The organism is Acidobacteriota bacterium, assembly GCA_016195325.1.
GTDB lineage: Bacteria > Acidobacteriota > Polarisedimenticolia > JACPZX01 > JACPZX01 > JACPZX01.
This window is the reverse complement of sequence record JACPZX010000022.1, coordinates 1-12,329: the sequence shown is the minus strand read 5'-3', so window position 1 is coordinate 12,329 and position 12,329 is coordinate 1. Positions and strand designations below refer to the sequence as shown.

16 protein-coding genes and 1 pseudogene are annotated in these 12,329 nt (G+C 70.2%); 11 read left to right on the top strand and 6 right to left on the bottom strand.

The window, feature by feature from the left end; translation table 11 throughout:
- Positions 1-10 precede the first annotated feature (10 nt).
- The 8 genes from flgC to HY049_04795 are packed head-to-tail and all read left to right on the top strand — an operon-like array spanning position 11 to position 6,352.
- Positions 11-439, top strand: a complete 429-nt coding sequence (gene flgC, locus HY049_04830; GenBank protein MBI3448228.1) for a flagellar basal body rod protein FlgC — start codon at positions 11-13, stop codon at positions 437-439.
- Between the two features lie 4 nt (positions 440-443).
- Positions 444-743, top strand: coding sequence for a flagellar hook-basal body complex protein FliE (fliE, locus tag HY049_04825; GenBank protein MBI3448227.1), 300 nt, complete (start codon positions 444-446; stop codon positions 741-743).
- 37 nt (positions 744-780) lie between these two features.
- Positions 781-2,382 (top strand): flagellar M-ring protein FliF, encoded by a 1,602-nt coding sequence (gene fliF, locus HY049_04820; GenBank protein MBI3448226.1) that lies wholly within the window; start codon positions 781-783, stop codon positions 2,380-2,382.
- A complete protein-coding gene (locus tag HY049_04815) occupies positions 2,383-3,399 on the top strand; it encodes a hypothetical protein (GenBank protein ID MBI3448225.1) in 1,017 nt (338 codons plus the stop codon). It abuts the gene before it with no gap.
- On the top strand, positions 3,383-3,967 hold the full coding sequence (locus HY049_04810; protein ID MBI3448224.1) for a hypothetical protein: 585 nt from the start codon (positions 3,383-3,385) through the stop codon (positions 3,965-3,967). The genes HY049_04815 and HY049_04810 overlap by 17 nt, the downstream gene beginning before the upstream one ends.
- Entirely contained in the window at positions 3,964-5,283 is a 1,320-nt protein-coding gene (locus tag HY049_04805) for a FliI/YscN family ATPase (protein ID MBI3448223.1), read from the top strand. The genes HY049_04810 and HY049_04805 overlap by 4 nt, the downstream gene beginning before the upstream one ends.
- Entirely contained in the window at positions 5,280-5,729 is a 450-nt protein-coding gene (locus tag HY049_04800; GenBank protein ID MBI3448222.1) for a hypothetical protein, read from the top strand. Before HY049_04805 ends, HY049_04800 begins: the two co-directional genes overlap by 4 nt.
- Entirely contained in the window at positions 5,726-6,352 is a 627-nt protein-coding gene (locus HY049_04795; protein MBI3448221.1) for a hypothetical protein, read from the top strand. The genes HY049_04800 and HY049_04795 overlap by 4 nt, the downstream gene beginning before the upstream one ends.
- Before the next feature lie 15 nt (positions 6,353-6,367).
- On the opposite strand, the gene HY049_04790 is transcribed toward HY049_04795, so the two are convergent.
- Positions 6,368-6,565, bottom strand: a complete 198-nt coding sequence (locus HY049_04790) for a hypothetical protein (GenBank protein ID MBI3448220.1) — start codon at positions 6,563-6,565, stop codon at positions 6,368-6,370.
- Between the two features lie 247 nt (positions 6,566-6,812).
- On the opposite strand from HY049_04790, the gene HY049_04785 reads away from it, so the two are divergent.
- The 3 genes from HY049_04785 to HY049_04775 all read left to right on the top strand — a co-directional run bounded on the left by HY049_04785 (position 6,813) and on the right by HY049_04775 (position 10,470).
- Positions 6,813-8,303 carry a flagellar hook-length control protein FliK gene (locus tag HY049_04785; protein MBI3448219.1) on the top strand — a complete coding sequence of 497 codons (1,491 nt, stop codon included), beginning with the start codon at positions 6,813-6,815 and terminating at the stop codon, positions 8,301-8,303.
- Between the two features lie 195 nt (positions 8,304-8,498).
- Positions 8,499-9,158 carry a hypothetical protein gene (locus HY049_04780; protein ID MBI3448218.1) on the top strand — a complete coding sequence of 220 codons (660 nt, stop codon included), beginning with the start codon at positions 8,499-8,501 and terminating at the stop codon, positions 9,156-9,158.
- A 19-nt stretch (positions 9,159-9,177) separates the two neighbouring features.
- Positions 9,178-10,470 (top strand): flagellar hook protein FlgE, encoded by a 1,293-nt coding sequence (locus HY049_04775; GenBank protein ID MBI3448217.1) that lies wholly within the window; start codon positions 9,178-9,180, stop codon positions 10,468-10,470.
- Positions 10,471-10,500: 30 nt separating this feature from the next.
- Here HY049_04775 and HY049_04770 read toward each other — a convergent pair whose 3' ends face one another.
- The 5 genes and pseudogenes from HY049_04770 to HY049_04750 form a co-directional block, all read right to left on the bottom strand.
- Positions 10,501-10,764 (bottom strand): BrnA antitoxin family protein, encoded by a 264-nt coding sequence (locus HY049_04770; protein ID MBI3448216.1) that lies wholly within the window; start codon positions 10,762-10,764, stop codon positions 10,501-10,503.
- Between the two features lie 4 nt (positions 10,765-10,768).
- Positions 10,769-11,053 carry a BrnT family toxin gene (locus tag HY049_04765; GenBank protein MBI3448215.1) on the bottom strand — a complete coding sequence of 95 codons (285 nt, stop codon included), beginning with the start codon at positions 11,051-11,053 and terminating at the stop codon, positions 10,769-10,771.
- 91 nt (positions 11,054-11,144) lie between these two features.
- Positions 11,145-11,351, bottom strand: a complete 207-nt coding sequence (locus HY049_04760; GenBank protein ID MBI3448214.1) for a VOC family protein — start codon at positions 11,349-11,351, stop codon at positions 11,145-11,147.
- Positions 11,335-11,529, bottom strand: a pseudogene (locus HY049_04755) (VOC family protein). The gene HY049_04760 and the pseudogene HY049_04755 overlap by 17 nt, the downstream one beginning before the upstream one ends.
- A 40-nt stretch (positions 11,530-11,569) precedes the next feature.
- A partial coding sequence (locus HY049_04750) for an AraC family transcriptional regulator (protein MBI3448213.1) occupies positions 11,570-12,329 on the bottom strand: 760 nt, incomplete at its 5' end.

The window sequence follows — 12,329 nt, the reverse complement described above, 5'->3', positions numbered from 1 at the left end:
AGGAGACGCTGTGGGATTGATGCGGGCGATGGACGTGAGCGCCTCGGCGCTGACGGCGGAGAGGACCCGGCTCGAGGTGGTCTCGGCGAACCTCGCGAACAGCGAGACGACGCGGACCGCGGAGGGAGGCCCCTACAGACCGCGCGAGGTCTTCTTCGTCGCGGGGCCGGTCGGCGAGGCGAAGCCCGGGGACGAGGCCGGGCGCGCGATCGAAGGGGTCCGCGAAGTGCGCGTCGAGATCCCGGATCGACCGCCGCTCCTGAGGTACCAGCCGGGGCACCCCGACGCCGACGCCCGCGGGTACGTCTCGTATCCGGACATCAACAAGGTCGCCGAGACGGTGAACCTCATGGAGGCCTCGCGCTCGTACGAGGCCAACGTGACCGTCGTCCGCGCGGTGCGCGCGATGCTCGCGTCGGCGCTGAACATCCTGAGGTGACGCGATGAAGATCGAAGGACTCGACGTCCCAGGGCTCGGAGGCGCCACGCCCGTCGCCGGCGCCGCCGCGCCGGCCGCGGCCGGTCGCGGGTTCGGCGATCTCCTCAAGGAGGCCGTCGCCGAGATCGAAAAGGTCCAGAGCCAGTCCGACCAGAGCGTCCGCCGGTTCGCCGCGGGCGAGGACGTGGATCTCCACACCGTCATGCTCGACGTGCAGAAGGCCGAGCTGTCGTTCCGGCTGATGCTCGAGGTGAGGAACAAGCTGATCGAGGCCTACCACGAAGTGACGCGCATGCAGGTCTGACCGGGCGTAAAGCCCCGACGAGGAGAGACCGCCGCCCATGGCCCAGAATCCGAAGAAGGTGTTCTCCCAGCTCCTCCAGACATGGGAGAGGCTCAACTACCTCCAGCGCATCTCGATCGTCGCGCTCCCGCTCGCGCTGGCGGGCTCGATCGCGGCGGTGGTCGGCTTCGTGAACCGCGAGCAGTACGAGGTCGTCTACGGCAACCTCGAGTCCGCCGACGCCGCGCAGGTGATCTCCGCGCTCAAGCAGAAGCGCGTCCCCTACCGGCTCGAGCGCGACGGCACCGCGATCAGCGTCCCCGTCGAGAGCGTCGCCGAGGTGCGCATGGACCTCGCGTCCCAGGGGCTGCCGCGCGGGGGAGGGGCCGGCTTCGAGGTCTTCGATCAGAACCCCTTCGGCATGTCCGACTTCATGCAGGACGTCAACTACCAGCGCGCGATGGAGCGCGAGCTGGAGCGCTCGATCGAGTCGATCGACTCGGTCGCGAAGGCGCGCGTCCACCTCGTCCTCCCGAAGGACTCGATCTTCGCGAACGAGAAGAACGACGCGAAGGCGAGCGTCGTCATCCGGATGAAGGCCGGCCGCGATCTGAAGGGGGGCGAGATCGCGAGCGTCACGCACGTCGTCGCGAGCGCGGTGAAGGGGCTGAAGCCCGAGAACGTCAGCCTCGTCGACACCAACGGCCGCATGCTGTCGGACGGCGCCTCGGACGACGGCTCGCCGGGGGCGATGACGCTCAAGCAGCTCGAGATCAAGGACCAGGTCGAGAAGTACCTGACCGCGAAGCTCCTCAACATCCTCGAGCCCCTCGTCGGCGAGGGGCGCGTGCGCGCGCGAGCCGACGCGCAGCTCAACATGGCGCGGGTCGAGAGGACGCTCGAGCAGTACGACCCGGCCGGCGCGGTCGTGAGGAGCGAGCAGAAGTCGAAGGAGAAGCGGGGGAGCGCGGCCCCGGCGGGAACGGCCGGCGCGGCCTCGAACCTCCCGGAGGGACAGCAGGCCGCGGTCGCCCCGGGCCCGACCGACGAGACGTCGTCCTCGACGATCAACTACGAGATCAACAAGACCGTGCAGCACCTCGTTGAGCCGGTCGGCACGATCACGCGATTGTCGGTCGCGGTCGTCGTCGACAACGTGCCGGGGGCTCCGGCCGCGAAGGCGGGCGGCCCCCCCTCCCCGAGCGTGCCGCGCACCCCCGAGGAGATGGCGAAGTTCGCCGATCTCGTCAAGGCCGCGGTCGGCTTCGACGCGACGCGCGGGGACACGGTCAAGGTCGAGAACGTGGCGTTCGGCACGGGGCCGAATCCCGCGGACGAGCTGGCGCGCGAGGACTCGGACAAGCGCGAGTTCTACCTGCGCGCCGCGCGCTACCCGGCGATGCTCGCCGCGGCCCTCCTGGCCTACTTCCTCCTGCTGCGGCCGCTCATGAAGTCGTTCGGCGCCACGCTCCGCGCCCTCGGCGCGAGCCTCGCGGCCGACGGACCGTCCGAGGGAGCGCTCGCCACGCTGGCCGCGGTGAACGCCGGCGGTCGCGAGCTTCCCGCGGCCCTGCGCGACGAGGTGCGCGAGATCGCGGGGCGCGATCCCGCGCGCGCCGCGAAGATGATCAGCCAGTGGATGGCCGAGGAGAAGTCCTAGGTGGCCGGCCCCGAGTCCCTCCGCGGCGCGGAGAAGGCCGCGCTCTTCCTCGCGGCCCTGGGCGAGGAGGCCTCCGCGTCCATTGTGAAGAATCTCCCCGTCGCGCAGCTCGCGAAGCTCGGCGCGGCGCTCCGGAAGATCGAGAAGCTCGATCCCGAGTCGGAGCGAGTCGTTCTCGGCGAGTCGCGCCGGATCCTGAGGGACCCGAAGGGGCGCGACGCCGGGGGCGGAGATCTCGCCCGCCGCATCCTCACGCGCGCGCTCGGAGCGGATCAGGCCGATCGGTTTCTCGGCGACGAGCAGGAGGAGGCCGCGCGCGCGTCGCTCGCGAGCGCCCCCGCCTCGAAGATCGCCGCCTTCCTCTCGAAGGAGGCCCCGCTCACGATCGCCGTCGTGCTCCGGCAGCTCCCGGCGAAGCTCGCGGCGGAGACGCTCGCCGCCCTCCCCGAGGATCGCCGCCCCGGCGCGCTCAAGGGGATCGCGGGGGCGGAGTGCGCGCCGCCGGCCCTCGTCCGCCGGATCTCGCTCGTCCTCAGGAAGCACCTCGCCGATCCCGACGCGGGCGGCCCGGCCGCCGCCGAGGAGGAGGACAAGGACGCCGGACTCCTCCACGCCGTCGAGATGCTGCGCGCCATGGGGCGCGCGAAGGGGCGCGAGATCCTCGCGACCATCGAGGCGGACGACCCTGAGACGGCGACGCGCATCAAGGATCGCCTCTTCCTCTTCGAGGACCTCTCGCACCTGCCCGCGCGCTCCCTCGGAGAAGTCCTGCGCGGCGTCGACGCGCGCAAGCTGGCGCTCGCGCTGAAGGGGACCGAAGAGGCGATCCGCGACAAGTTCCTGGGCGCGCTCAGCGAGCGCGCCGCGCAGATGATCCGCGAGGAGATGGAATACCTCGGCGGAGCGCGCGTCGAGGAGATCGAGGAGGCCCAGAAGGAGGTCCGCGACGTCGCGCTGCAGCTCGAAGCCGCGGGAACGCTCAACCTCGAGGAGACCGACCATGCCCCTGCCGCCTAGGGTGTTCGAGGCGAGCGTCGCCGAGCGCCGCAACCCCGCGCGCGCCGATCGCCGGTCCGGGGGGCGCACGTTCGCCGAGCGCCTCGCCGCCGCGAAGGGGGAGGGGCTCGAGGAGGGTCACCGCGCCGGAAGGCTCGAAGCCCTCGGCGAGATCGAAGGGCTCCTCCACGGCCTCGGCGAAGCGGTCACGCTCCTTCACGGCGAGCGCCGCGCGATGCTGGCGGCGTCGACGGGGGATCTCGCCCGCCTCTCCGTGAAGATCGCCGAGAAGATCCTCGCGCAGAAGCTCGAGATGGATCCGGCGGCCCTGTCATCGATCGTCTCCGCCGCGCTCGCCGCGGTGAAGGGATCGGGGCCGGTCGAGATACGCCTCAACCCGGGGGATGCCGCGCGCGCCGAAGCGGCCGGCGCCCCCCTGCCGAAGCTCGACGGCGTGACGGTCGTCCTCGACCCGGCCGTCCCCGCGGGGGGCTGCCGCCTCCGGACCGAATGGGGGGACGTCGGCGCCGGCGTTCCCGAGCAACTCCGATCCGTCGCCGCCCTCTTCGACCAGGAGCCCGGCGAGTGACCGACCTCATGGCCTACGGGAGGCTCCTCGATCGCGCCGAGACGCGAGGCCGGCGAGGGGTGGTCACGGGGGTGACCGGCCTCGTCGTGGAGTCGAAGGGGCCCCGCCTCGCGATCGGCGAGGAGGTCGACATCCTCTCCCCCGAGGGGGAGGTGGTCGGCCTCGCCGAGATCGTCGGCTTCCGAGGAAACAGGATCTTCACGATGCCCCTGACGCAGACGCGCGGGATCGCCCCCGGCTTCGACGTCGTCTCGCGCCCTCTTCCCGCCGGGATTCGCGTCGACGCGTCGATGGTGGGTCAGGTTCTCGACGGGCTGGGGCGCCCGCTCCGCGGCGCGCCCCGCCGCGCGGAGGGAACGCCGTACCCGCTCCACCCGCGCCCCTCGAGCGCCCTCGATCGCGGCGCGATCACCGATCCCCTCCCGACCGGCGTCCGGACGATCGACGCGCTCCTGACGTGCGGCAAGGGGCAGAGGGTCGGCATCTTCGCGGGGAGCGGCGTCGGCAAGAGCACCCTTCTCGGCATGATCGCCCGGCACACCGCCGCCGACGTCAACGTCATCGCGCTGGTCGGCGAGCGCGGGCGCGAGGTCGGCGACTTCATCGACGGCCCGCTCGGCCCGGAGGGGATGGCGCGCAGCGTCGTCTTCGTCTCCACCTCCGACGAGCCCCCCATGATGCGCGTCCGCGCGGCTCTCGCGGCGGCGGCCGCGGCGGAGTACTTCCGCGATCAGGGGAAGGACGTCCTCTTCATGATGGACTCGGTGACGCGCGTCGCCATGGCCCTTCGCGAGGTCGCGCTGTCGGCGGGGGAGCCTCCCGCCTCGAAGGGATACCCGCCGTCGGTCTTCGCCTTCATGCCGGGGCTCTTCGAGCGCGCCGGTCGCTGGCGCTCGGGAGGGTCGGTCACCGGCTTCTACACCGTCCTCGTCGAAGGGGACGACCTCGCAGACCCCGTCGCCGATACGGCCCGCGCGCTCCTCGACGGCCACATCGTCCTGTCGCGGGCGCTGACGTCGCGCGGCCACTTCCCCTCGATCGACGTCCTCGAGTCGGTCAGCCGACTCATGCCCCACGTCGCCTCCCCCGATCACCTGGCCGCGGCCCTCCTCGTGCGCCGCGCGATGGCCGTCCACCGCGACTCCGAGGATCTGATCAACATCGGCGCGTACAAGGAGGGGGTCAATCGCGATCTCGACGTCGCCGTCCGCGCGATGGGGGGCGTGCGCGCCTTCCTCCAGCAGGGAGCGCGCGATCGCGCCGACTTTCCGTCCAGCGTCGAATCGCTGATGTCGATCTCGAGGAGCTGCTCATGAAGAAGTTCAAGTTCGGCCTCGCCGGATTGCTCCGTGTTCGCGCCGCCCGGCGCCTCGGCTGCGAGGGGATCTACCGACTCGCGGCGGCCCGGCGGCACGAGGCCGCGGCGGCCGTCGCCGCGATCGATCGCGAGATCGAGGGGGTCAGGGTCGAGGCGCTCCGCGGGATGGAGAGGGCCGACGCCTTCGTCTCGTCGCGCCGCGCCTTCGCCGTCGAGATGATCCTGCAGGCGCGCCGGCAGGACGCCGCGCTCGCGCTGACGGCGGCTCTCCGCGCCGAAGCCGAGGCGAGGGAGGCCCTCGTCGAGGCGCGCCGCGACGAGCGGCTGCTCGAGAGGCTGAAGGAATCCCGGCTGAGCGCGCACGCGCGCACGGCGGCGCGGCATGAGCAGCGCGACAACGACGACCGCAAGCCGGCGGCCGCGGCGACGAGGAGGAGCGAATGAAGACCCTTCGATACCTGGCGATCTCCGCCTTCGCGGTGAACGGGGCGCTTCTGCTCGGTGCGGGGCTCTTGGGCGTCCCGGGGTTCGCCGAGGGGGAGGCTCCGCCCGCGAAGGATGCCGCGAAGGCCGAGACCTCGTCCCCGGACGATCTCCTCGCCGACTCGCTCAAGCAGATGGCGACCGATCTGAAGTCGCGCGCGACCGCGCTCGGTGAGCGCGAGGAGAAGGCCGCCGATCAGGAGCGCCGCCTCACGAGCCTCGCCGCGCGGCTCGGCGTCGATCCGAACTTCATCGCGGAGCCTGCGAAGGCCGAGGCGGCGGCAGCCCCCGGCCCGACGGCCGCCACCGGTGCGGCCGGGAGCGCGTTGCCCCCCGCATCCGAGATGTTCAAGCGACTCCTCGCCTCTTACGAGAACATGGAGCCCGAGAACGCGGCGTCGGCCCTGCGCCGCCTCTTCGCGATCGATCGCGACGCGGTGGTCGAGCTGGTGAGCGGGATGGCCGCGCGCAAGGCCGGCGGCGTCCTCGACGCCCTCGCCTCCACCGACCCGGCGATGACCGCGGATCTCAGCCACGAGCTGTGGCTCCGCGGGAAGACGGGCGCACCGAAGGGCGGCAAGTAGAGGAGGGCGGCGCTCTCACTCAGGGGCAAGGATGGGATCGTTCTCTTCCAGGAGGCTCGCGAGGGAGATCAGATCAGCGACGGATCCGATGTCCTCGAGGCCGTTGCTCAGATAGAGCCTGAGGAACTCACGCGCGGAGACTCCGAGACGTTTCCGCGCCCCTTCCTCCAACATGGCCACGATTTCGTCCCGGCTCATCTCCAGGGATTGCATGGCGTCCCCTCGGTTCAACGTCCAGAAGCGCTCAAGAATCGACGATAGTTCAGCCGTTCACCCCGCTTCGATTGTACGGCTAGAAACCGATCCCGCGCTACCCGGATCTCGCGAGCCCCCCCGGCAAGATCTTCCGCCTCGACCGATTCCTTCCGGGCCTGCCCCTCCCGCGTCGCCGGAAATGCCTCACGCCGTCGACGAGGACCTGTGGCACGGTGCGTGCTCTCGCAAATGCCGTGGGAGATCCATGCTGAACAAGATCCAGATCATCCAGGGAGCGCACGCGGCGAAGACGTCTCCGAAGGGGCGCGGCACCCTCGCCGACATCCTCTTCGGGCACGTCCTCGCCTCCGCGATGCGCACCGCGACGGGGAAGACGCCGATCGCCGCGGCGCCCAAGGCCGAGGCCCCCGCGCCCCCGGCGGTGACGGCGATCGCCCCGAGCATCGGCGACGCGAAGCAACCCGCCGCCCCGATCATCGCCGTCTGGACGCGCACGGCCGCGCCTCTCGTCACTTCTTCCGCCTCGCAGCTTCCGATCCATCCGGTCGTGCCGGCCTCGCCCGTCGCCGCGCCGCTTCCCGTCGCGAAGACGACCACCGCCGCGACCGCGAGCGCGAAGCCCGCGCACGTCGTGCCGCAGGCCGTGGCGCCTCGAGTGCAGGTGCTGAAGAGCCCGGGAGCGAAGGCGAAGGCCGTCGTCGCCGAGGCGGCGCTTCCTGCCGCCAGAGTGATCCCCGCAGCGCCGCAGCCTCAGCCGCTCGTGGTGAAGGCGTCACCTCATCCGGGCGAGCCGGTCGTGCACGCCGCCGTCGCCGCCGCCGTCGCGTCGAAGCCAACTCCGCGCGCGGCCGCCGTATCGCTTGCACCTCGGGCGAGTGTCGTCGTCGCGGCGCCCGTCACGGCTCCGGCCCGGACTCCCGATCAGGCGCCCGCAGCTCCCGCACCGGCCCACCGCGCGGTGGCCCCCGCGCATCCGGAGCCCGCTCGTGTCGCCGAGGTCGCGGCGCATCCTCTCTTCCGCGTCGTTGCTCCGCCCGTGTCACCCCGGATCGTTGCTCGATCGCACGCGAGAGCGGAGCGCCTGGAGCCGGCTCCCGAGATCTCGAAGCCCGTCGTCGCACCGGCGCCATCGGGTGATCGGAAGCCCGGATCGAATCCGCGCGAGCCCCGACCCGAGACCACCGTACGCTCGGAGACTCCGGTGACTTCGGAGCGCAAGGTCGTCCCCCACGACGCCGGCGAGCCGCTCCCGGCGAAGGTCGCCCCCTTTCACGTCGAGCACGACACGAACCCCTCGCCGAAATCCGATCCGCACACGGCGCCGCTCCCGACCCGCGTGGCCGCGGGGAACGAGCGCGTGCAGAGCGTGACGCACGACTGGCCTCACGCCACGGGGCGCACGCTCGAGATGCGCGTCGCCTCCACGGAAGGGGCGCACGTGGACGTCCGGGCGAGGCTCGAGGCCGGCTCCGTCCGCGCGGAGATCCACGCGGCGGATCCGACCGTGCAGGCGACCCTCACGCAGAATCTCGACGGCATGCGCCGCCACCTCGACGCCCTGGGCGTCGCGGTCGCCTCCCTCGAGGTGCGATCCGACGGGACCCCCGCGCGCCGTGACGGCCGCGAGAGCCGCGAGCCGGACGAGTCAGGCGAGTCGCGCGTCGCCGAGGTGACCTCGCCCGGATCTCGCGCGCCGCGCCGCGCGCACCCCGCACGGATCGACTACGTCGCCTGACCGGAAGGAATTGCCGCCCATGGCCGATCCGATCCGGGTCGCGCGCCTGCATGGATCCGTTGCGAAGTTGAGAAGTCCAAGCGGGACGCGCCATTCAAGTGGAAACGCGGCGGCGGGCACGGGTGGCACGCGCGTCGCAATGACGAAGATCGCATCGCGCTCCCAATGGCCGGGCGCGCGAGCGAGGAGGACCCGATGCAGATAGCCCCCGTGACCTCAGACTCCCAGACGACGACGCCGAAGGCCCACGGCTTCTCGGGCCTCGGCGAGAACGACTTCCTGCAGCTCTTCATCACGAAGATGCAGAACCAGGATCCCCTCTCGCCCGCCGACGACCAGGCGCTGGTCGCGCAGCTCGCGCAGTTCAGCACCCTCGAGCAGCAGGTCCAGTCGAAGGACCTCCTGTCGCAGCTCGTCGCGTCGCAGCAGGCGGCGTCGAGCGCGCGCCTCGTCGATCTCCTCGGCCGCGGCGCGCTCGTGACCGGGGTTCCCGCGCACGTCACCGGCGGGGCCTGCGAGCCCCTCTCGGCGCAGCTCGGCGGCGACGCGGCGAAGGTGAAGGTCGACATCGTCGACGGATCGGGGGCGATCGTGAGGACGCTCGACCTCGGCGCGCACGCCGCGGGGCGCTTCTCCTTCGCCTGGGACGGCAAGGACGCCCAGGGGAACACCGTCGCCGACGGCGACTACACGCTCCGCGTCGCGGCGAAGGACGCCTCGGGCGGAGACGTCGCGGCGGCCGGCATGGTCTCGGTCCGCATCGACGCGCTGCGTCCCGACGGGGGGACCTTGATGCCCCTCTCGATGGGGCGCGCCATCTCACTCGACGACATCATCGAGCTTTCGGCTTCCTGACAAGAGGAGGAACTCTTCCATGGGATTCAGCTCATTCTACTCCGGTCTCTCCGGGCTGCAGGCGCACGGCGAGAAGCTCGACGTCATCGGCAACAACCTCGCCAACGTCGACACGATCGGCTACAAGAGCGCCCGCATGACCTTCCAGGACATCTACGCGCAGACTCTGGGGAGCTCGCTCCAGGTGGGACTGGGCGTCCAGGTCGCGAACATCGAGAAGAGCTTCACGCAGGGAAGCCTCCAGACGACGGGCGTCGCCACCGACTTCGCGCTCCAGGGGAACGGCTTCTTCGTGCTCCGCGACCCGAACGCCGCGGCGGCCTACTCGCGCGCGGGCACCTTCTCCTTCGACAAGGACGGCTTCCTCGTGAATCCCTCGGGGCAGATCGTCCAGGGGTTCACGCAGAAGACCCCCACCGGCGCCATCAACGCGACCGGGACGCCGACCGACATCCAGATCCCGACCGGCCTCACCGCGCCGCCGAACCCGACGACCGCCTTCACGTCGGTCACGAACCTCAACGCCTTCGCGAAGGTCGACGATCCTCTGACGGTGGGCATCAACGAGGCGCAGACCTTCACGACCACCGTGCCCGTCTTCGACTCCCTGGGCGGCCGGCACGACGTGAGCGTCACCTTCACGCCGACCGACACGAACGCGAACGGCGCCCTCGATCAGTGGAACTACGACGTGACCGTGGACGGCGGCCAGGTGAACGGCGGCACCGCGGGAACCCCCTTCTCCCTCGGGGCCGGCACGATCGTCTTCGACGCGCAAGGTCAGGTCACCGCCCCCGGCGGCAACGTGAGCATCAACGTCCCGGGGTGGACGAACGGCGGCGCGGGGCAGGCGGTGACGTGGAACATCTTCGATCCCGCCACGGGCGCCTCGAACCTCACCGGCTACGTCGGCCCGTCGGCGACCGCGGCCGTTCAGCAGGACGGGTACCCGGTCGGCCAGCTCAGTTTCCTCTCCGCGGACTCGAACGGCGTGATCTCGGGCGCCTTCACCAACGGCAAGACGCTCCAGCTCGCCCAGCTCGCCGTCGCGAACTTCAACAGCACCGCGGGGCTCATCAGCATCGGCCGCAACAACCTGGCCGAGACCTTGAGCTCGGGGCCGGCGGCGATCGGCTCGGCGAACTCGGGGGGCCGCGGCTCGATCGTCTCGGGGTCGCTCGAGCTCAGCAACGTCGACATCACGCAGGAGCTGACCGATCTCATCGTCGCGGAGCGCGGCTACCAGGCGAACAGCCGCGTCATCACGACGACGGACCAGATCATCCAGGAGGCCTTGAGCCTCAAGAGGTAAGTCGGGTCCCCCCCCGGACGAGCCGGCCCGTCACGACGAGGGCCGGCTCTTTGTTTGGGCGCTGTTTCGGCGGCCGGCGATCGCCCACTTCAGTGACAGTTCCTTCCGGCGCATCGCGCAGTCACGCAAGTAGAGATTGATGAGGCTCTGATACGGCAGCCCGGTCTTGGCCGCGAGCGCCCGGAAGTACTCGACCGTCTCCCGGTCCAGACGGATCGTCACGGCCTGCTTGAGCAGTTTGACGTAAGGGTTCCGCCGCCCTTTCATCTTCGAGAAATCGTAGTGCGCTCTCATGGAATCAACTCCAGTAGCCTTCTTCCTCACGTTTGTCCGCCTTTCGGGCTGAGATGATCCGGACCACGGAATCGCCCTGCCGGTAGCAATGACAGACGACCAGGACATGAAGCTGAAGACTCATCCCCAGCAGGATGAAGCGCTCCTCATCCTCTGAATGGTCTGGATCGAAATAGACCACCGCGTTCTCGTCGTGGAACGCCGTCTGCGCTTCCTCGAACGAGACTCCGTGCTTGCGCCGATCGGCCACGTTCTTGTCGGAGTCCCAGACGAACCGAAGCCCAGCCATTCTTACAGTGTACGTACGCGCCCGGCGCCGGTCAAGCACTCACTGAATGCGTTCGCCTTCTCGGCGGTCAGGAGATGTTCGTCGACGTAGCTCACGCCTCCTGGCTCAGGAAGAGCTTGTTGCCGTAGAGGTCCTCGAGCTGCACGCCCGTTCCCCACGGCCCCGACTGCGGCTCGCCGAGGAACTTCACGCCGAGCGGCTTCATCCGCTGGTACTCGGCCCGGCAGTCGGTCGTGTCGAAGGCCAGGAAGGCGTGGCTGCCCCCCCTGCTTCCCCACGAGGGCCCTGTCCGACGCATTCGCGGCCAGCTCGAGGGCCAGCGTGACGTCCTTCTGATTCGGCCACGCCACCGTGACCCAGCGGCCGTCGCCGAAGGCCTTGTCCTCGAGAAGATGGAAGCCGAGCTTCTTCGTGTAGAACTCGATGGCTGCGTCCTGATCGAGCACGAGCACGGTGACAATCCTGATTGTGTTCATGACCGCGTCCCTCCTGTGGGTGACGTTCGACGCGGATAATCTACCGATCGTCGGCGGTTGGCACTTGTAGAAAAACGACGTTGTCGTGGTCGCGGAAGATGTCCCGGATCGCCCGCATCTCGGAGGCGAACGCACCAGGCGTCCGGTCGGCGAAGTCCTTGAAGTCGCGGATGAAGTGAGCCTGATCGGTGAATCCGAACTCGTGGGCGAGGTCGGTCAGGCTCTGGTCCGGATCGAACATCAGCCGCTTCCGGATCTCCTCGAAGCGGATCGCGCGCGCGAGCGCCTTCGGCGAGACCCCCAACGCCTCCTTGAACCGCCGCTGCACCTGGCGGGTGGACAGATGGCAGCACTCGGCCAGCTCCGCCAGGCGGAACTGCCCCTTCCTGAGATGCAGCATCTTCGCCGCCGCCCGGATCGTCGGCAGATCGACCGTCAGGGTCAGGAGCTTCCCGATGAGATGGTCCTCGACGAGGGCGACGGCGGCCTCGTCGTCATCCTTTCGAACGGCGGACGCCACCTTCGTCGCGAGCCCCGTCCACTCGCGGCCGAGCGTCGTCTGCAGACGCCTCGGCCCCTGCGCCTGCTCGGCGAGGAAGGGGAGCGCCCCCCACGCGAAGAATCGCGCTGCGATGATCCTGGCGGTCCCTTCGCATCGAAAGCGCAGCGGCTTTTCCTGCAGCCCCACCACGAACACCTTGGGCATCTCGCGGTCGGCGCCGCCCGCGGACTCCAGGTGGTAGGGGTCGCCGAAGTTCATGATGAGCTCGATGAAGGGATCGGGGGTGACGTCCTCGATC